This is a genomic window from Marinomonas spartinae (assembly GCF_900089775.1).
Lineage (GTDB): Bacteria > Pseudomonadota > Gammaproteobacteria > Pseudomonadales > Marinomonadaceae > Marinomonas > Marinomonas spartinae.
Window position 1 is genome coordinate 192,600 of the sequence record NZ_FLOB01000006.1, and the last position, 20,310, is coordinate 212,909.

15 protein-coding genes and 1 other RNA gene are annotated in these 20,310 nt (G+C 42.4%); 8 read left to right on the forward strand and 8 right to left on the reverse strand.

Annotated elements, in window-relative coordinates:
* Nucleotides 1-46 precede the first annotated feature (46 nt).
* The 7 genes from MSP8886_RS14000 (at nt 47) to MSP8886_RS14030 (ending at nt 7,215) form a co-directional block, all read left to right on the forward strand.
* The gene (locus MSP8886_RS14000; protein WP_067017477.1) at nt 47-1,003 is read left to right on the forward strand and encodes an isopenicillin N synthase family dioxygenase; all 957 of its coding nucleotides are present in this window, start codon (nt 47-49) and stop codon (nt 1,001-1,003) included.
* 181 nt (nt 1,004-1,184) lie between these two features.
* Nucleotides 1,185-2,852, forward strand: coding sequence for a phosphotransferase (locus tag MSP8886_RS14005; protein WP_067017480.1), 1,668 nt, complete (start codon nt 1,185-1,187; stop codon nt 2,850-2,852).
* On the forward strand, nt 2,842-3,765 hold the full coding sequence (locus MSP8886_RS14010) for a GAK system ATP-grasp enzyme (protein ID WP_245659103.1): 924 nt from the start codon (nt 2,842-2,844) through the stop codon (nt 3,763-3,765). The genes MSP8886_RS14005 and MSP8886_RS14010 overlap by 11 nt, the downstream gene beginning before the upstream one ends.
* A 2-nt stretch (nt 3,766-3,767) precedes the next feature.
* On the forward strand, nt 3,768-4,874 hold the full coding sequence (locus MSP8886_RS14015; RefSeq protein WP_067017482.1) for an HprK-related kinase B: 1,107 nt from the start codon (nt 3,768-3,770) through the stop codon (nt 4,872-4,874).
* Complete coding sequence (locus tag MSP8886_RS14020; protein WP_067017484.1) at nt 4,871-5,554, forward strand: histidine phosphatase family protein; 684 nt, start codon at nt 4,871-4,873, stop codon at nt 5,552-5,554. Before MSP8886_RS14015 ends, MSP8886_RS14020 begins: the two co-directional genes overlap by 4 nt.
* Before the next feature lie 23 nt (nt 5,555-5,577).
* A complete protein-coding gene (locus MSP8886_RS14025) occupies nt 5,578-6,945 on the forward strand; it encodes a metallophosphoesterase (protein WP_067017486.1) in 1,368 nt (455 codons plus the stop codon).
* 3 nt (nt 6,946-6,948) lie between these two features.
* Nucleotides 6,949-7,215, forward strand: a complete 267-nt coding sequence (locus MSP8886_RS14030; protein ID WP_067017488.1) for an amphi-Trp domain-containing protein — start codon at nt 6,949-6,951, stop codon at nt 7,213-7,215.
* 147 nt (nt 7,216-7,362) lie between these two features.
* Here MSP8886_RS14030 and MSP8886_RS14035 read toward each other — a convergent pair whose 3' ends face one another.
* The 4 genes from MSP8886_RS14035 to MSP8886_RS14050 all read right to left on the reverse strand — a co-directional run bounded on the left by MSP8886_RS14035 (nt 7,363) and on the right by MSP8886_RS14050 (nt 11,530).
* Nucleotides 7,363-8,142, reverse strand: coding sequence for a class II glutamine amidotransferase (locus MSP8886_RS14035; protein WP_067017490.1), 780 nt, complete (start codon nt 8,140-8,142; stop codon nt 7,363-7,365).
* Nucleotides 8,143-8,215: 73 nt separating this feature from the next.
* Nucleotides 8,216-9,889, reverse strand: a complete 1,674-nt coding sequence (locus MSP8886_RS14040) for a methyl-accepting chemotaxis protein (RefSeq protein WP_067017492.1) — start codon at nt 9,887-9,889, stop codon at nt 8,216-8,218.
* A gap of 358 nt (nt 9,890-10,247) precedes the next feature.
* On the reverse strand, nt 10,248-10,658 hold the full coding sequence (gene hisI / locus MSP8886_RS14045; protein ID WP_067017494.1) for a phosphoribosyl-AMP cyclohydrolase: 411 nt from the start codon (nt 10,656-10,658) through the stop codon (nt 10,248-10,250).
* Entirely contained in the window at nt 10,655-11,530 is an 876-nt protein-coding gene (locus MSP8886_RS14050; protein WP_067017496.1) for a 6-carboxytetrahydropterin synthase, read from the reverse strand. Before MSP8886_RS14050 ends, hisI begins: the two co-directional genes overlap by 4 nt.
* A 329-nt stretch (nt 11,531-11,859) precedes the next feature.
* On the opposite strand from MSP8886_RS14050, the gene ffs reads away from it, so the two are divergent.
* Nucleotides 11,860-11,956, forward strand: an RNA gene (ffs, locus tag MSP8886_RS14055) — signal recognition particle sRNA small type.
* A 154-nt stretch (nt 11,957-12,110) separates the two neighbouring features.
* On the opposite strand, the gene MSP8886_RS14060 is transcribed toward ffs, so the two are convergent.
* From MSP8886_RS14060 to MSP8886_RS14075, 4 genes are read right to left on the reverse strand one after another with little or no spacing between them, the layout of a single operon-like run.
* On the reverse strand, nt 12,111-12,857 hold the full coding sequence (locus MSP8886_RS14060) for a M48 family metallopeptidase (RefSeq protein ID WP_067017498.1): 747 nt from the start codon (nt 12,855-12,857) through the stop codon (nt 12,111-12,113).
* The gene (locus tag MSP8886_RS14065; protein ID WP_067017500.1) at nt 12,857-16,009 is read right to left on the reverse strand and encodes a type I restriction endonuclease subunit R; all 3,153 of its coding nucleotides are present in this window, start codon (nt 16,007-16,009) and stop codon (nt 12,857-12,859) included. The genes MSP8886_RS14060 and MSP8886_RS14065 overlap by 1 nt, the downstream gene beginning before the upstream one ends.
* Complete coding sequence (locus MSP8886_RS14070) at nt 16,006-18,270, reverse strand: DUF262 domain-containing protein (protein ID WP_067017502.1); 2,265 nt, start codon at nt 18,268-18,270, stop codon at nt 16,006-16,008. Before MSP8886_RS14070 ends, MSP8886_RS14065 begins: the two co-directional genes overlap by 4 nt.
* Nucleotides 18,267-20,297: a DUF262 domain-containing protein gene (locus MSP8886_RS14075; protein ID WP_083200962.1), complete on the reverse strand. Its 2,031-nt coding sequence runs from the start codon at nt 20,295-20,297 to the stop codon at nt 18,267-18,269. The genes MSP8886_RS14070 and MSP8886_RS14075 overlap by 4 nt, the downstream gene beginning before the upstream one ends.
* Nucleotides 20,298-20,310: the final 13 nt, after the last annotated feature.

Genomic DNA, 20,310 nt, shown 5'->3' on the forward strand with positions numbered 1-20,310 from the left:
TGTCACAAAAACTATATATTGTCGTTATTAGATTGTTGGAGAAACCATGTCTATTCCATTGATTGATTTTGAAAAATTAACGAGTTCAAACCAAGCTGTGAGTCAGGAAGAAATACAAGCGTTGGACTCCGCCTGTCGTGAAATTGGCTTTTTTTATTTGGTGAACTCCAGCCTTTCTCCCGCCCTAATGAAAAAATTAATGGGCGCAGCACAACGTTTTTTTGCACAGCCTGATAAGGTAAAACGGGCGATTGATATCAAAAATAGCCCCAATCATCGCGGCTATGGCGGCATTGGTGAAGAACAGCTAGACGAAGTGTCCCATGCGGATTGGAAAGAAACCTTCGATATGGCGTTGGACTTAGCAAAAGATCATCCGTTAGTGGGCAAATACCCAGCCATGTATGGACCAAATCAGAACCCGAGTGATCCATTGGTGGTTGAAGTGTTGCAGGACTATTATGTGGCGGCTTTTGAGGTGGCTCAAAAGGTACTGATGGCGATGGCGCAAGCGCTGAAACTTGAGCCCGGTTTTTTTACTCGGTGTTTTACCGATCATGTAACGGTTTTACGCATGATTCATTATCCGCCTCGCCCTGCGGACGATCATCATAACGGCGCCGGTGCCCATACGGATTACGGTTGTATCACTTTGTTATTACAAGACATGATCGGTGGATTACAGGTGAAAAATCGTCGTGGCGAATGGGTGGATGCGACGCCAGTCGAAAACGCCTTGGTCGTGAACATAGGGGATCTGATGCAGCGCTGGACGAATGATGAGTATGTTTCCACCTCTCATCGTGTGGTATCGCCTTTGTCTGGTGTGGATCGCTACTCGTTTCCTTTCTTTGTGGAACCCGATTACGAAACCAATGTGGCATGTGTGCCTAGCTGCTTTTCGGCCGATAAGCCCGCCAAATATGCACCGATTTTAAGTGGTGACTGGATTCAATCGCGATTTGATGCCACCTATGCCTATCGAGAAAAATCCTCATCTTAACAACATCGTTTTATCCTATGCCATCTTGTAGACTGCATAGGATAAACAGTATTAATGGCTAAGGGTAAAAGGGCAATTCAATCAATAACCCTATTAAGAACAGGACGTTGTCATATAAAGGTAACTTTGTATGCTTGAGTTTAGTGCTATAATCAATTTCAAATTGTAACGGTAGGACACTATGCCATCGCATCCCTTGGCCATCCAAGAGAATCTCTATTTTCTGTTAAATGAAGTCGAAAAACATTATTTCCTCGTCGATCAGTTTTTTAAAACACAGTCTCCGGATGTGTTGCCCCGCATTTATGCCCGCCGTGGTTATATGCAAACTCTGCGCGAAAAAATCGAAATAAAATGTTCTGAAATGACCAAACGGCGTAAGCCTGGTACGGCCCATGCGATCCGAGTTGAGGCCGTTCGTTCCCTTGCTGCTGCCCTTGAGGGGGTGGCTCAGCATTATTTGGATTGTGTTCAGGAAGGGACATTAGAGCAAGCCTATGAACATCCAGGGGCCCTTATTTGCAGTAAGTTACTGCGGCGCATGGACCGTTCCCTCAATTTAGTAAAAGTAGGCTTGGATAAATCCCAGCGTCGTATTGGTATCAAACTAGGACGAAGCACGCAGGGATTATTGGCGATGTACGATGACATTCAAGAAGCCACATTGGCAGCTAAAGCAGGCTTGACCGACACACAACTAAAGTCTGCTATTTTGAGTAATTACGCCCTTAAGTGTGCTATTCAGCAATTGGCCATTGTGGGCGAGTCTTTGATCAAAGCAGATTTAGGTCAAGTAGTCAGTTTACAGAACTACGACCATCTTCGTGATTCTGTATCCTCTCTTAACTACAGTCTGAGCGATTTAAAAGTACGTCGTTTAGCGCTGACTCGTTCAGGCAGTGCTATTGCCGCGATTTCCCATAAAGATGAGTCGGGTAAAGACATTCTGGCAGTTTACAAAGAGGGGGATCACAATAAACTTGCCGAAGAAGTCGAAGGCATGAAGCACTGGCGCGATGTGGATCCTCAACTTGCCCCTGATGTACTGGCTCACACCACTTCTAATGGTCGCTCTTCTTCACTGTTAATTGAACATTTACCCGGTAAAACATTAGAAGCCTTGCTCATCGATCCTGATAAAGACAATGACAAAGCCTTTGAAGCGCGCAAAGAGACGGTTAATAGTGCGCTTTCTATACTGTTTAAAACCCTCAATCGAATCTGGAAAGTGACGTATACACCAGAACATTGCCAAGCCCGCTTTATGCAACAATTGGCTAAGCGAATCGATGACAGTATTCGGGTTCATCCAGACTTTTTTACGCCAGAACATCGCATTTGTGGGCAAGTTCGTCCCAGCTTTGCGGAGTTAATGCGTGAGGTGGGAGAGAAAGAAGCCCATTGGCGGGTGAACTTTTCGGTGCTGATTCACGGGGATTTTAATGTTGATAATGTGATCTATGACTCCGTTGAAAAGCGTATTTATTTTATTGATCTTCACCGATCAGCGTATTTTGATTATGTGCAAGATTTGTCTGTGTTAATGGTGTCCATCTATCGCTTACAGGTGTTGAGTGGCTCCACCCGTGAACTCATGATGCAAAGTGCCATGCAGATTTATCAATTTGGTCGTCGCTTCGCTAAGCGCCAAAATGATGACTATTTTGAGTTGAGGTTGGCAGCAGGTCTAGCCCGATCATTTGCCACGTCGACACGCTTTATTTTCGATAAAAAACTCGCTTCACGAATGCATTTACGCGCTCGCTATTTACTTGAACATTTGGCGCGAATCACAACAGAACAGGAACTGAATTTCAAACTTCCCATTAAGGAATTGTATGTTGAATAAGTCAGAGCAACTGAGCAACTTGAAGGTTGGCGTGATTGGTATCCCGGGGAAATGGTCTACTGAAGTATTAGCAGACCGTCTTGAGGCAAAAACCGGCTTTCGAACCGTCATGGATGTGAGAGACATTGCCTTACACTTGGATACGAATAAAGTTTTTTGCAAAGGACTGGATTTGACGGAACTGGATGGCGTGATTATCAAAAAAATCAGCCAAGTTTATTCCCCAACTACGGAAGACCGAATTCATATTCTGTCGCATCTTGAAGCGCTAGGTGTGCCCGTTTTTAGTCCAACGGGAAGCATGGGCAAATTAATCAATCGCTTGAGCGGTACGCTGGCATTGCAGCAAGGGGGCATTCCAATGCCGAAAACACGCATTACCGAGTCCGTTGAGGCGGCCTTTGAGATAGTGCGTGAATTTGGTGCTGCCATTCTGAAGCCCTTATATTCGACGAAGGCTCGTGGCATGGTGTATCTGCGAGAAGAAGACAGTGACGAAACGGTGCGCACCCAACTGGCTGAGTATCAGCAGACACAGCCCTTGTTGTACATCCAACAGGCACTTAATCTGCATGGTCGTGACTTAGGTATGGTGTTTATCGGTGGTGAGTATTTTTGTACTTATGCCCGAGTAGGAAATGCAGAGGCTTGGAATACCACCATCAACAGTGGCGGACGTTATGAAATGTTTGAACCAGACGCTGAGCTGATTGAATTAGGCCGTCGTTCTCAAGCTTGTTTTGACTTGAGTTTTACCACCGTCGATATTGCATTGACAGACGAAGGTCCAGTGGTGTTTGAGGTGTCTGCTTTTGGTGGTTTTAAAGGTGCATTAGATGGCTGTCATTTAGATGCGGCTGAGGCCTATGCCAACTATGTGCTAAGCTCTATAGACAATCAAAAGGGTAACTAACTATGACTCAAGGACCTCTAGATAATCTTACATTAAAGACAATGATGGGTACTTGTCAGCATCAGCTTACCCTGATATTTGGTGTGTTGACGGTAAGAGTTCATGCCAACAACCCTGCCATTTTAGTGGAGCTCGACGATTACTATAAAAGCTATCGCGACGGAAAATTGGGCTCCCAAGCCATTGATTTGTATGTGGTCGACCACGAGGAAGTCGTGGAGTCAGTCAATTGGCAAGAAGTGCCAAGAGAAGTGGGAAAACGGGGTCGCAAAGAAGGCTATCTAGATCATCTCTGTGAGCAAGGTGTGTTTGAAGGGCGCTGGATTAAAAAGTTTAAGACCGGCATGCTCATGCTACAGCGACTTGAAAATCCGGTGGTGGTTGGGCCTTGTCAGGCGAACTTAGCGCAGGTTATTAACTTTATTAATAATCAATTTTTAAATCTTCACCTTCGTAATGGCTTTTTATTGGGGCACGCGGCGGCTTTCAGTGTAGATGGAAACATCACGGCTATTGCAGCGGGTTCAGGGGGCGGTAAATCTACCCTGATGTTACGTTGCTTAGAAAAAACCAGTCGCCAATTTGTCACCAATGATCGTATTTTGATGCGTCAATCTGATGAAGGGGTTGAGGCGGTAGGGGTTGCCAAGTTACCTCGGGTGAATCCAGGTACGTTACTAAATTCAGAGCGTCTTAAACCCATTTTAACAGCCCACAGACAAGAAGAGCTGCTGACGATGACGAAGCAGGACTTGTGGCAGTTAGAAGAGAAATATGATGTCCAGATTGAAGATAAATATGGGCCAAACCGTGTTGAACTAAATGGTAAGTTACGTAATTTGGTGATGCTGGATTGGTCTTTAGAGTCAACCCAGCCAACGCAATTAGTGCGTGTAGATTTAACAAAATCGCCGGATACCATCGAAGGACTACGTAAACGTCCAGGGCCGTTTTATCAGGATGAGTCCGGAGCCTTTGCGGATTTACATGCTTGTGATTCCGTTGAGACATACTGTGATACGCTGAATGGTGTGCAGGTGTTTCGTTTAACGGGGGCAATAGATTTTGATAAAGCCTTTGCTCTGATGGACACCATGGATTCGTTATGACGGCAAGATTCGCGTTGATCCGCCACGGTGCTTATCAGCAACTGACCGATGTGCCCAGTGCCTTACAGCCTTTTCCACTGACAGAGGAAGGAGAAGAGGAGGTGCGTCGTCAGGCGCGGGCCTTTGGCCAATGGTTAGCCCAGACGAATCAAAGGCTGAATCCAGTGGTCGATACTTCAACACTGTTAAGAGCCTTCCAAACGGGAGGCCTTTATATCGATGAACTGCGGCCCTTTTTTCTGGGCGAACCTCGTATCCAAAGTACGTTTAGCTTGTGCGAGCGTAGTGTTGGCGCCGTCGCTAATTTGACGATAAAAGAGATTGAGCGGATCTTGGAACTGGATCCAAGGTTTGACTTGCCTCCTAAAAACTGGAAGTCTAACAGTGAGTATTGTTTACCCTTTGATGGTGCCGAGTCATTAAACCAAGCCGGTGAGCGGGTGGCCGATCACATTCGTTCTTGGCATGATAAGGCCGAAGCTGGCATTAAGTTGTTTATTGGCCATGGCGCATCGTTTCGCCATGGTGCTTGTCATCTTAATGTCATAGATTTTTGCGATATTAGACGATTTAGCATGCATTACGGCCATCCGATTGTGATGGAATTGGCCGATAATCAAGCGCCCAACCGACTTTATGGAGAGTGGAAACAGCGCCAGATTCAAGATGTACCTGATTGATAGCCCCGAACTGAGAACTCAAAATGCAAACTGTAGAAGAGAATACCACCACGAAAAAAACGCGAAAAAAGTCTTTACTGCCTGTCGTTTCGGATCGTCACGAACATCGTGACATCATTTCTAGGTTGCCTACAGAATGGGCTCCGTGGCCGCAAGATAAAGGTTCTTGTAATTCTATTGCAAGAAACCCCAGCAAAATGCCAGAAAGATTTCGCAAGCGTAAGTTGAAATGGCCAAAGCGTCCTGTGGTATTTATTTCGGATCCCCATGCGGATGCGACGGCATTTGAAGCTTCTTTGATCGCCGCTGGCGTAGTGCAGCAAAAAGAAGAAGGTCTGCAGCATTTAAAACTCACGAAAACAGGGCGCAAGACAGAAATTATTATCGGTGGGGATTGTCTTGATAAAGGGCCAAGCAATTTGTCTCTTTTGCGCAGTGTGAAGCATTTATATAAATTGGGCGCGCGGGTCACCTTATTGGCGGGGAATCATGATTTGCGCTTGCTAATGGGGTTATTGGCGCTCAAAAGCTCAAAGCATAATATTGGAAATCAGCATTTTTTTGTTCGTATGGGGAAAAAGGTTATTCCCTTATTTAAAGAAGTGTTTGAACAATATTTAGAAGGTACCAAGTGGGATAAGAAGATTCCAGATGAGGATACCTGTCGTAAAATCTTGTTCCCCGATGGCAAGTGGTTTAAAGAATTTCCTTACCATGCTGCAGGTATTTTAACGGCAGAAGGGGTTGAACGAGAAGTGCATAAAATGCACAGCAAGGCTGATAGCTTTGAACAACACTGTCATACGGTGGGGTTATCGTTAAGACATGTTTATGCTGCATCACTACAGTGTCAAAAATTATTCTTGCATAAGAAGGGCGAGTTTAACTGGTTTTTCCGTAAAATGCGCTTGGTGGAAAAACGTGGTTCTTTCTTGTTTCTACATGCTGGATTAGATGATGCCATGGGCGAGCTGTTGCTAAAAAATGGCACTTCCTATGCTAATAAAGCGTTTCATCGCAACTTAAAGCACATGGATCTCTTTGGCTTTTACTATAGTTCCATTGCCAACACGTTCAGAACAAAATACCGCGATGCGGACCTGCCTTTGACAGACCGAGGCGTGAATGCCATTCACAAAGCGGGAATTCACTTTGTGGTACAAGGCCACATCAATCGCCAAGAAGGTCAACGAATTGCCATCAAAAAAGGCCTGATTCATATTGAAGCCGATATTACCCTAGATGAGCATTCTCGCCAGCGAGAAGGGCTATTAGGCTATGGTATAGGTGCGACCTTGATCAATAAAAAACAGGGGTTAATTGGCATAAGTTGCGATTATCCTACCGCGAAAGTCCTCAAACCTAATGAATTAAGTGCCATTTATGGATAAGCCATGAAGTCAAAAACCGAATTTAAACACGAAGCTTTGCTTGATCCTGTTGATATTCAGGATGTATTAAAAGCCATCTCCAAGGGATTGGGAAAAGGTAAATTAGAATTCTCGGACGATAAAGGCACTCTGTCCCTTGGTCCTCAAGGGCTACTGTACTTAAAAGTCAGTGCGTCAGATGGGGATGATCGCCAACAAGTGGACATCAAACTGCGCTGGGAAAAAAAACCGAAAACCCTAAACAAAAAGCCCCCTAAAATAGAGGGCTAAATGACAGGGCTAAGACATCATGAGTCCGCCATCACTATTGATGGCTTGACCCGTGACATAAGCGGCATCTGGTCCTGCTAGAAAGGCCTCTGTATCGTTTCCCGCTTCGCATGACGACGCTTGGGTTATTGTTGAGATCGAGGGGGGTCATTCGGTCAGAAAATGAGGCAGTGGTTGCGTTATGTATTGTTGACCTGCGATTCTGGCCATATATCCCTCTGGGATCAAGGTCCAGCCTTCTCCTGATAATTCCAACGGCTCAGAACCGATCACAATATGTTTCTCAAAAGCTTTACAATATAAGCTGGGAGCATGTTCATCGCTGGAAAAACGCACAGCAAACAGTTCTTTTCCGTTAGACAGTACCGCCGTAAAGCGAAACGGCTCGGTAATATTTTTACTATCCATCAACACCAGAATTTGTTTAATCGTTTTAGAGATCGCATCTTCTGGATCCGTCTCCAAGCCATTGGCAACCATCAAAAGAAAGATAACTTCTGAATCGGTTGCGCCTCTGCGTTCGTTATACAAATATTCAGGTATTAAACGATCCAAATGCCAACGTAACGCTTCATAGTCACCAATTTGGCCATTATGCATAAACAACCAGTTTTTATAGCCAAAAGGGTGGCAGTTTGAGCGATTGGTGGCCGTACCCGTTGATGCGCGGACATGAGCAAAAAATAACCCGCTTTTGATATGGCGCGCGAGACTTTTTAGGTTGCAATCACTCCATGCAGGTAAAATTTCATGGTAGAGGCCTGGCTCTTCTCGTTCGTCATACCAGCCAAGGCCAAAGCCGTCTGCATTAACGGTGACTTCGGATTTTCGAGCACTTAAGCTTTGATGAATAAGAGAGTGGTCAGGTTCAAATAGTAGGGACTCAAGGTAGACAGGGTCACCTTGATATGCCATCCAGCGACACATTTATGCTTATCTCCAAAATAAAACAGGAAGGTAAAGTACCTTCCTTATAGTTATTAAATTATTGTATAGGATTTTATACATTAAAATAGCGAATTTTTGTGGAAAGTTGACTGGCGAGGTCGGCTAATTGCTCTGCTGACTCACTGATTGAGTGAATGGAGTCGGTTGTTTTCGTAGCGATGTCAGTAATGTTCATTACGTTCTGACTGACTTCTTTGGTGACTTGTGCTTGTTCTTCCGCTGTGGTGGAAATGCGATCGTTCATATCGCGTATCTTAGATACCGACTGATGAATATTCGCTAGGGAAGTTTCTTCGTTTCTAACTTGTTCTACCACTTGAAGCGAGCGCCCATGACTGATGTTCATGGCTTCAACGGCACTAGAGGCACCGCTTTGTAGTCGGTTGATCATTTGCTCAATTTGTTGAGTAGCACCATGGGTATTATGGGAAAGCTGGCGCACTTCATCGGCTACTACAGCAAACCCTCGACCTTGTTCACCCGCTCTTGCCGCTTCAATAGCCGCATTGAGGGCCAGCAAATTCGTTTGTTCTGCTATGTCTAGAATCACATTTAGAATATTGCTGATTTCATGGGTGTTTTCATGTAGTTCATTAATGCTATTGACTGAACTTTCAAGCTCTTGCGCCAGTTGGGTGATGCTGTCTATTGTTCCATTAACAATTTTGGTGCCACTCGTAGCGGCTTCTTCGGCCGCCTGTGCGGCTTCGCGGGCATCAAATGTGGATTCAGACACATGGGTGGCGGTAGATTGAATTTCTTGTACCGCATTCGATATTTGAGAGGTCTCGCGATGCTGTTGGTCTACCATTTTAGAGGAATCGTCTGTAATACTGTTAAGGTGGTGAGCCGCGCTAGTCAGTTTGTTGCTGGATTCAGAGACCTCGTGAAGAATACCGCTTAATTGCTCTACCAGCTTATTCATAGCACTTTCAAGGGCGCCTATTTCGTCTTTTCGAGGCTTGCTTTGCTTATTGCTAGTGTTGATTAATTCACCTGAGGCAATTTCTTCTGCCCGTTTGACGGCCAGCTTCAGAGGTGTACAGATGCCATTGATAATAAACCAGCTAATAATAATACCCACGATAATCAATGCTACAGCAATGCTAGAGCTGGTATAAATGTTTTGGTTAAGCTGCTTCTTCTTATTAGTAGCGAGGCTGGCATCGTATTGATCAATAGTAGGCAGGATAACATCCATCGTTGTATTGATTTTGTGCAAGGTCGCGGCGGCGGCTTTTCTAGGTTTGTTCCCTTTCATCGTATTGAGTTTGACCCACCACGAATAGGTTTCTAGGGAGGAGCTTAAAAAATGGCTTTGGAGTTGTTCTAAGTCGTCAATTTGTGCCACGAGGTCTGTCTTTAGCTGATTTTTAGGCATGCTTGCCAAGGTTGCTTTTACTTTCTGGATACTCTTAATAAGCTGGTCTGTATAGCCTTTAAATTTTGCCTCAGACTCTTGGACTCTATCCTTGCCATAGTTACCCATGGATTTTGCTATTAGCACCTGAAAATAGCCGCGTTCAAATTCAACGGATTGCTGAAGTAATAACTGCCTACTTTTTTCAAGATTACTGAGCAGATCTAAGCTTTGTTTTGATAAGGTTTGTAAGTCAGACGATACCTGACGGCTAGAAATGGCAGAGTTGAGATTGGTTCCAATAATGACGAGAGTAAAGAGTGCAATGATTGACAATATCTTGGTGCGAACTGAAATATTTTTCACAATAACACCTTTCGGAATCTTGGTTATTTAAGGGAAGGTTGTTTATGTATTCATTAAGAGAGAAGGCTTGTTATTGTTGTTACCCCCTTCATGAGGCATCGCCCTTACTTCCATTTAAAAGTTACATATATTTACACCTTTAGGACGAAATCAGTCTAATACTTTACAAATAATTTTGTCTATTAAAAAATGGATTAAAGACGCTTTTGTTTTAATCAAAGGGAAAGTAGAACAGGTAGGAGAAGAAAGAGGGAGAAACGGAATTAACACGACAAGCACAGCGCAATAGGCCAAAGAACGCTAAACTTACCCCAAGAACGAGAGGCTCTTAAGGGTAAGACTAGGCTGTTTTCTTGTGTTATTTATCAACTGGTGCCGAGTCAACGACAATGCGATCGCCGTCTACTTTAAAGAAGAAGCAATCCCGCCTGTTGGTATGGCAAGCGGGTCCCGTTTGATCAACCTGCAATAAAATGGCATCGCCGTCACAATCAAAAGACATAGACACTAAAGATTGGCGGTGGCCAGAGCTTTCACCTTTGCGCCAGTAAGTTTGACGAGAACGTGACCAATAGCACACTTGACCCGTTTCTAGGGTTTCACGAATGGATTTTTCATTCATATAGGCGAGCATGAGGACTTCACCTGTATCGTGTTGCTGGGCAATGGCCGCGACGAGACCGTCTTTGTCTGTCTTTAAATTCGCAAAAAGAGTGTCTAGGGAAAAGGTTTCACCTTTTTTTAGGTGTTCGTAGTCTTTTAAGCTCATGCGTCGACGTCCTTAAGGAAGGTTTTTTCAGAAATCGCCCCTTTTCCAATCCCTTCAAAGGCATGTACCTCGATGTGTTTGCCGGGATTTTCTTCCGCTAGTGTCTGTGCAATATGGGCGGACAAGGATTCAACGGTAGTATCACCGTTCAGCATATAAACTTGCTGACTGTTAATGGTCAGCTCGAAAAAGCCTTGCTGACTAACATAACCGAAATGGTGATAGTGGTGACCATGCTCTTCAATGATACCCAGTAGATCGTCTTCTGTGCCGAGATAAATATCATGCCAACGCTGTGCCCATTGGTTTTCCAACTCGCTATCTTGCTGACCATCGCTATAGATCTTAATGGTAGAACGGTGGCCATGGGCGATGCGTTGACAATTACCTGCGTGTTTTTTCAACCCATGGCTATATTGGTATTGCGCGCCCTCGATATTCTCAGGTGTAAAGCGAATACTGACCGCTTCTAATTCAGCAGGTAATAGATCCAGAATCTGTGATTCTACCCAACTGGCGGCGGTTTGCGGCGTGATATTCTCCATAGGGAGGGCGCAAATGGCTTGTACGGGGGCGTCGCAGCGAAAGCGGCTTCCATCGTCGTGATCAAATTGAAAGGACACACGGCCTTGAGTCATATCCGTAAGATGTGCATTGGGATGATTCACAGGAATCGCCAGCATATGGTCGATATGCTCGTCCAGCCATTTTTTAATTTGCTTTTTAACGATGCTGAAATCGCAAATCATGCTCTCGTCGTTTAATTTACCTGTTAGCACGACATCTGTTTGCCAGCTTTCACCTAAAAGGCCACGTTGGGCATCAAAATAGGATAGATCGACCTGGGTCAGGTTGTTAACAAATAGCTTCAAGTAGCCACTCCTTTATTCATAATGGCGCATATATTACAGCAAATACGCAAAGAATACCGTAAACGGTGAGTTTGCGACTATAGACAAGCCTTCTAAGAGCATGGATAGAAAGTGCATTTTATCCCTTAAGTGACTTTTCTTCGTTAGCTGGGAGCCGAGGGCGAAGTTAGTAAGGGAAGTAGGGGATAGAGAAGGGCGAGTGGACCAAAACATCTATTTGATGAAAGGAAAGCCTAAGCGTTTGAAAAAGTTAAAAAAGCGTGTTGATATCTCAGATTAGATGCGTATAATCTCGCCCCAAGGTCAACAGGCCTCCTTTATGGTGTCTCTGCTGGTCCCCTCGCAACAATAAACCGTTAATCTGGTCAGGTCCGGAAGGAAGCAGCCACAGCGGTGGACTTGTGTGCCGAGGTGCGGCTGGTGGAGATGCCACCTTAATCTCCCCATTGTAAATTCACTCCATAAGTTGTCAAATTTGCAGTATATGCTGACATAAATGCAATCTTCGCTAGCCTAGTCCAAATAAAACTATCTACAAATTTCTTTGCAGAAAAAATCGCTCAATGATTATGCAAGCCGCTCAATAACTCCAGTCTTCATAAGCCAAAGGTAAACTATTGAGTAAGTCTCGGCGTTCGCGCCAGTTTGGAAGGTGCTTATCCATTAGGGAGCGAAAGCGCTGGTTATGGTGGCGCTCAAGTAAATGTATCAATTCATGCACGAGAATGTACTCCAAGCATTCAGGAGGCTTTTTGGCTAACTCGAGATTGAGCCAAACTCGTTTTGCCTGAATGTTACAACTTCCCCATTTGGTTTTCATTTTCTTGATATTGACAGAATTTGCTTCAACATTGAGTTTGTGTTGCCAATAGGGGAGTAGTTTGGCTAGCGAGCCTTGTATCTCGTTACGATAGTAGCGGTTAAGCAGTTTAAGCTTATTGTCAGCCGTCGTATTGTGAGCGGTGGCGAGTTCTAATTTACCATTACCTTTTGCGAGCACACGGTGTTTCCCGTCTGAGTGGGTGAGTTCTAAGCGGTATTTCTTCCCCCAAAGATAGTGGCATTCACCATTGACCATTTCACGGACAGACTGACGCTCTTGGCCCTTAAAGTCTGCTTGTTGTTTTTTTATCCAACTGAGTTTATTAATGATGGCGAGTCGAATTTTCTGTTCAGTTGTCGTACTCGGAATGGCAAGACGAACTCTGCCATTGGGAGGCAAGACACTAAGATGAATGTTTTTGATATTTCGCCTATGTATCTCCACCTCTACATCGCCAATTTGTATGAGCTCTACAGCGTTTCTATTCGACTTCGGACTGGCCACTAGCGGTATTCCTTTTGTGCTTTAATAAGCTCCATTAATTCGCTGATGTTTACATCATAGTCAGCGGTCTCTTCTCGGATAGCATTAGCGATTTCTCTTTCTTTGAAACGGTCTCCATGCCAGTCTGCTTTTTTAGTAAAACGCACAGCCATATCAATTTTTGCAGTAAGGGTCTCATTTTGACCAAAGTTATCGAAAATAGCCTGTTTCGCAGGGGAGTCTACCGATTCTGGGTAGTTTTTTGAGCTATTTTCTGCTGGCTTCTTTACTTTGCAGGCAAGCTCTCGGATTTGCTCAAGATACTCTTGATAGCTGATGGCTTGCTGTCTGCGCTGTTGAATGATTTCGTCTAACAGTGAAGCCATGCTATCGAAATATTTTGGATTGACTGGGTTTTCGTCAATGATGGTTTTGCGGACGTTGTTTTCTATGGCTTCGGCCATTGCCTCTTCGCTTTGACGTAGACCTTCAGGTAAAGAGTCGAGTCCTTCACCATTATTGTTCACCACTAAGTCAATCAGGCCAAACTCTTTGAAATCTATTAATAGTTCACTATCATCCGCACGAATATACATATCTAACAGATGACGCATAGCGGGCTCAAGGCGCTTCATATCAAGGTTGTCTTCACTCGCCCATTTCACTTCGTCACGTACTTTTTCATAATAGGCGACTTCGTTCTTAATATTTTCTGCTTGTTCGAATGTGTAGCCTGCCTGTTCCATTTCATTAGCGAGGTTGGTATAAGCGCGAATCAATTTAGCGACCGATTGATAAAGTGTTAAACGCAGTGCTTCTTTCTCGGTGCGTTCGTTTTCATCCTTTGGTTCTGCACCAGAGATACCACAAAAAAAGTGAATAAAGTCGATGGTATCTCTAGGGGCTTTGACTGGCTCACAAAGCATCCTCACAGCTTCTAGCGCATTATCTAAGTCTGAGCGAGAATCTTGTAAGCGATCTTTCAAAAGGTCTTTAACATCCTCCGCATCGTAACCATCAAACGCTTCGGCGGTGTAGTCCTTAATGGCTTTATCCAGCGAACGAAACAAGTCCTTATAGTCGATAATATAACCGTACTCTTTTTCTTCGCCATCCAATCTATTTACACGGCAGATTGCTTGAAACAGGCTATGATCAGCCATCTTTTTATCAATATAAAGATAGGTTGCCGAAGGCGCATCAAACCCTGTTAGGAGCTTATCCACAACAATCAATAAACGCATTTGACCGGGTTCTTCGATAAAACGCTTCTTCACTGTAAGTTCAAATTCTTCCACCCGTTTTGCGGCTTCATCTTCACTTTGCTCAAAGTAGTCGGCCAGCATCTTACGGTAGGTGTCATACTTAAACAGCTTTTCGGTTAACCCCTCACCCGAGGCTTCACCTTTAATCGAGCTCGTTTCTGGCTTGTAGCTGGTTACCACAGCGCACTTACCGGCAAAGTCCGTTTTACTAAAGAGGTCATACACCACACAGGCTTGATGAACGCTGGCGCACACCAACATGGCATTGCCTCGTCCGGTCATCAAGGCGGGCTTGGTCTCCATATCCATTAGAATATCGCTGACGATTTGCTCTAAACGCGATTTACTAGAGAGCACTTTCTGCATCGTGCCCCATTTCTGTTTAAGCTGCATTTTGGCTAGATTAGATAAGCCCTTGGTTTTTGCATCAAACCATTGATCTACCTTCTTCTCGGAGGTTAAATGTTGGTCAATATCTCGTGCTTCATAACGCAGATCTAGTACCACACCATCGCTAACTGCCTCATCAAATTTATAAGTGTGGATAAAGGGGCCAAACACTTCTAAGGATTTTTTCTTGTCCTTTTTCATAAGTGGCGTACCGGTAAAGCCAATAAACATGGCGTCCGGTAAGAGATTTTTCATGGCCTCATGCAGTTTGCCCGATTGAGTTCTGTGGCACTCATCAACAAAAACAAACACATTACCCTTGGCGACAAAGTCACTGGGTAAATGATCGGTGAGTTCATCTAGGTAGGATTGAGTCGCCTCTAAATCTTGCTCCTCGGTAGTGGATTCGCCATGACGACCAAATTTATGCACCAAAGAACAAAATAGCCAAGGATTCGGCTGATTTAACGTCGCGACCAAATCACTGCCACTCTTGGTGCGATAAATGGCTTCATCGACCCCAGAAAACACTTTTTCAATTTGCTGATCAAGCTCTGTCCGGTCGGTCACAATAAGCACACGAGAGTCCGTCACATTTTCTCGTATCCACTTTGCCAACCACACCATGGTCAAACTCTTACCTGAGCCTTGAGTATGCCAAATAATGCCATCTTGACGATTTTTAATATGCTGCTTCGCGGCTTGAACGCCAAAGAACTGGTTGTGACGACAGGTCTTTTTGATGCCTGCATCGTAGACAATAAAATTATGAATCAACTCCAGAAAACGATATTTGTTACAGAGCTGAGCAATATGAGTATCCAGAATGGTTGTGGTGTAGGTTTTAGCAAGAGGTGGCGTATTCGGTTTTTCTGCTTCCTTCCATTCTAAATAGTATTTTTCTGACGTTTCTATCGCCCCATAGCGAATGCCTTGGGTATCATTCCCCGCCATGACCAACTGCATGGTTGTAAAGAAATTGCGGATAAAGTCCTTCTTTTGATTATCTAGGTTTTGGCGAATGCCTTCACTTACCGAAACCGAAGAACGTTTTAACTCGATCACCCCAAGCGCAATACCATTCACATAAATCACAATATCAGGACGCTTGGTTTTAGGAGAGAGCTGCGTGCCTTTTATCGTCACTTCTTCTGCGATGGCAAAGTGGTTTCTTTCTGGATTTTCCCAGTCAATCAGCCAAACGGTTTGGTTTAGTTCACCTGCACCTTCCTTTTCCTTTACGCCATAGCGCAAAAGACGATACACCTCTTTATTGGCATCAAACAGCTTTTTACCTTCACCCAATGCCGCAGCGGAATCCAAGCGTCGTAATGCTCGTGTTATCAGTGCCTCCGAAACACCACGACCTTTAAGCCACTGAGTCAATAAGCCAAACTCAATATTGCTATTGCCTTCGCGATATTCCCAATTGCCCAAATAGTCATAACCCAGTTGGTCTTTAAAGAACTTAACCACTCGGTTTTGTGTACTTCTTTCTAACTGACCGACATTGCTCATACTGACATTTCCTTTAGTCCAGTAATCTCATAGGAAAATTTGCTTAACGCCTTTGTTGATGCATCATCTTCAAAGATAGCTTCTTTATCGTCTTGCCATAACTCATAGGTAAACGTTTTGTTGAAATAGAAAAAAAGATCACCATTTTTCCAGCTCTTGAAATGTACGCTGGGCACATCATTATCACCGGAAACAAAATCATAATTAGTTTCGTGCTTTAATAAACTTGTTAGTTCTGGCCTAGAGTCTTTAATTAAATTTTTTAGTTTTAGGAAGATAAAGTAACTATATAACCCATAATGAGAGCCAGACATTCTTTGGCTACACAGTAAATATATTTCGCCACTTTCATCGTAATCAAAGCGAACGCACATTTTTCTGCAATCTTTAAGAACTTCAGGTTCATCAATAATAAACTTGCGCCAGTCTGTCACTTTTGAATTCTCAATAAGATGTTCCATACCCTTTATTTCATGGCCTTCATCAAGTGTATCTAAAAGTTGAAATAGGAGCTTTTGTCTATGAGATTTATCATTAAATACACTGCGCCAGTTTTCATTGCGATCACGAGCATTGCTTTGAACATTTTTACAAAAGTTTTTATTTCTTCCTTGCCAAACAAAATAGTCGCCAAAAGTTAATAGTGATCTATGTAGTAGATAGTCTTTTCTTTCAAGCACTTCGCTTGAAAATAATACTGAGGCTTTGTTGGCATTACGTTTAAATGTATCTATACAAAACGAACTTTCACTTTCATGTTTGCATGAATCAAGTAAGAACCCAATTTGACCATAAAAGTAACTATGCTCGTGGTAGGGTTTGAACGCTTTTAGCCATTGCTCATCATTGATAATAAGTTGCGCTTTAAGTATTTCTTCTTCTCTTTGTAGTTCATTAAAGAATTGGATATCTTTGTTTTCAAGCTTGGCTAAATTAGTAAAAACATTTGAATAGAGTTTGTTAGCCAAACTAGAAAGCGAATTTACTGCATTTACATAATCTGTCGCAGAGTCGTAAGCTGTGTTGTTTATAAGTCGTTCTGTAACCTCTAACCAATGCACTAAGTTCTTCATATCCTCATGAGAGAGCGTATTGATGTTTTTAAAAAAAGGGTTAATACAAACAAAAATATAAAGCGAAGCAAAACGAACTTTTTCCAAATAGCCGTTTTTATTGATACCCTCATTAAAGGTTTTTAGCACTTTATATTTAATAAAAGTTTCACCGTCAAAGTTAAATTGTATGTCGTGAATAAAATCAAGGAATTGGTAAGTATTATTTAAGGAAGTATTTGAAAAACACTTCAATGTTTCATACTGCGAATGACCAAAGTAAGAATTGTCGCGCAATTGGCTTACAACGCTTTCATATTCTTTTTCATTCTTCTTACTCGCATATTCAATGGTGGAGACAAATTGAGTTAGGGCAATGGTTTTAAAAAAGCGTAAGTAAGTATCATCAACCTCAGTACTGCCTTTAGGTCGCATTTTCCAAAAAACGTCTGTCCATGATTTGTCGAGCTTCAACCAAAAATCTTCAGCTAAACAGATCTCTTCAGAGCGGTTAACATAACCTTGCAACCATGCCTTTAGGTTTTCAAACTCTGTCAAAGCCTGCCCTCTAGCGTTCATTTTTATATAAAGTTCGTCTGTTAGGGCAAAATTATCCATGTTTAGGAAATGGAAGGTAACTGGTGGCTTTTCACTACAAATCAACATATTCCATAACTCAGGCGAAAGTGCAGCTTTAAATACCCGATGGATCTCATCTAGCATTACTAGCATGGCCTTTACCGTTGGATCGTCTTTCCATACCGAGAAAAACCAGCTCGCATCAAAAAGCGTTTCAGATAATCTTCCCTCTATTTCTTGAATTACAATATCATCACTGAAACGTAGTAATGAATGCGTAAACTCTTTAGAGGTGACTCGATTCTCATATTTAAATTTAGCCAATTTACTTTTTGCAGTAGTAAGGTTGCCCGTGCCAATTGCAATGTACCAATGGAGCAAAAATAACGTGGTAATACGTTGCTGGCCATCTAGCAAAATCAGGTGGTCATCTTTAACTGAGCCATAAATAAAATCGAGATCTTGGCTTTTTTTCGGGTCGTTGATCATGGTAAATAGATCAGCAATAAACTCAGTTCTTATTTGGTTTGTCTTACTATCGTCTCTACCCTGTACATAATCTCGTTGAATAATCGGTATGCTAATGGCATGCTCGTCAAGTAATTGCCAAAATGTCTTTTTCATACTCATGCTAGTCCCTCCATGACACTATAAAAGTTAAAGCATGCAATTAACTCGTTGCGATAAGCTTTTCTGTCTTCAGTTGACCACTGGTGCATATGTGACACATTTTCGCTATAAAATTTAGAAAATACATTTTTTGTCGCAATAGGAATAAAACACTGCTTTTGTTTGCCATTAATTCCTTTTTCATACTGTAAAATGAGTTTCCTTTTTTGCGCAAAAATAGCATTACCTATACCTCTGTTTACTTTGGCAGAAAGTAAACACAAGTTATCAAGTCCATCCATTTCTTCTTCTTTAAGAACACCTACAACATCACCAAGCTGTTTTGTATATTCTTGAAGTGAAGCTTTAAGCGCTAACCTATTTTCTTCATCGTCAGTGGCTATTTTTCTTAAGCTATTCCATTGAGTAAGTGAGTCGAGCAACTGAGCTTTGCTTTCCTTTGGAATATCTTCACTTTCAATAAGTGCTTGCTGTGATGAGTACCAAATGTCTTGCTCTCTTGAATCATCAAGCTGTTGCGAGTTTTGTGCGTGAATATGCTCTATATCCCACTGCGTATTGGCATAGGTATTAAAAGAAAGTCTTGTACCTTGTTTTCTGTGGGCTGCAATATTAAATAGAATTAGCACCGAAATAATATGCTGACGATTGCCACCATATTGCAATGCGCTAAAGGTCTGATTTTTAGTTTCGTCAGTAAAATATTTAACAAGCTCTTTTGCAATACGTGCTTTTAGCAGTTTTACAAACTCAGATTTTGTCACCCTTTCAGACATTTTCCATAACGTTTGAATGTTACAAATACTGCGAGTGATTAAAAATCCTGTTAAATGATAAAGCTCATCATTTTCAAACCATTCCTGTAAGCGATAAAACCCTTGTCTTAGCTGGTGCCATTGATAGTCAATAAATTCAGCTTTATTAGCTGCTTGTTTTAATTCGCGGTAATAATGGTTAAACGAGAAGAATGCATCTTGGCTTTCGAGGGTATTGGCTTTATGAATTGGCTTATTGGTAAGTAGGTCAAACAGTAGTTCAATATGGTTGGCGTGCTTATTTTCCTTGTTGTAGGGTTGCAAAAAAGCCCAAAAATCTTGGTTTTGTAATGAATGCTCAATAGAATCCCATTGCTGCGCCATCTGCGACTGTTTTAATCTAGCCACCTCAGTGAGTTCTTCGGCATTAGCGTAATGCAAAAACAGTGCTTTAATAAGTTCTGCGTTAGTCAGCGGGATCTTGCCACTGTTTAAACGCATAAAAATATCAATCGACTTTTGTTTATTTTGCGCTGCATCCATATCCAGTGCTGCATACCAAATAACTTTGGTATGATTTAAAAACTTATTAAGCCAACCTTGCTTTTGCTGATCGTTTTTATTTTCAAACCACTTAGCAATAGTGCAATATGCAGTATAAAAATGATAATTATCAACATTATCTAAATTACAACTAGAAAGTCCTGAGCTTAATTTTTGCTCATTGAGTTCTGAATCATAATTTTCTATATAATCTTGCCATGACTCACTTTGTAATGTACTCGGCAAATGATAGGCTAAAAATTCACCACTACTTTTTCGTGTACGGTAATCAATGGTGAATTTACTGTGTTGTAGGAATGACAAAATCATATAGCTGGTTGTCATTCGTTGTTGTCCATCAATCAGTTCCCAACTTGATTTATCTTTGCTTGATTGCGGTGCTTGATATTTCACAACTACAGGCTGCAAACAATAGAAACCACTTTGAGTAACAGTAAATTCATCAATATCATTGAGTAAATCTTTAACTTGCTGAGGTGTCCATTTATAACCGCGCTGATAGTCATCAACAAAAAAGTGCAGCGGCAATAACTCAGTCATTGATTTTAAAATAAGTGCGTTATTACCTTGTACTAACTGATGTAATTGCTCCATAAAATCTGTGACATTTTCGTCATGAGATTGTGATAGGGCATACTGAAACTTTGAAAACAAGTTCTCAATTGCAACCATAGAGCCAGCACTGTGATTATTGCTATTGTTTTGCATTTAAAACATCCTG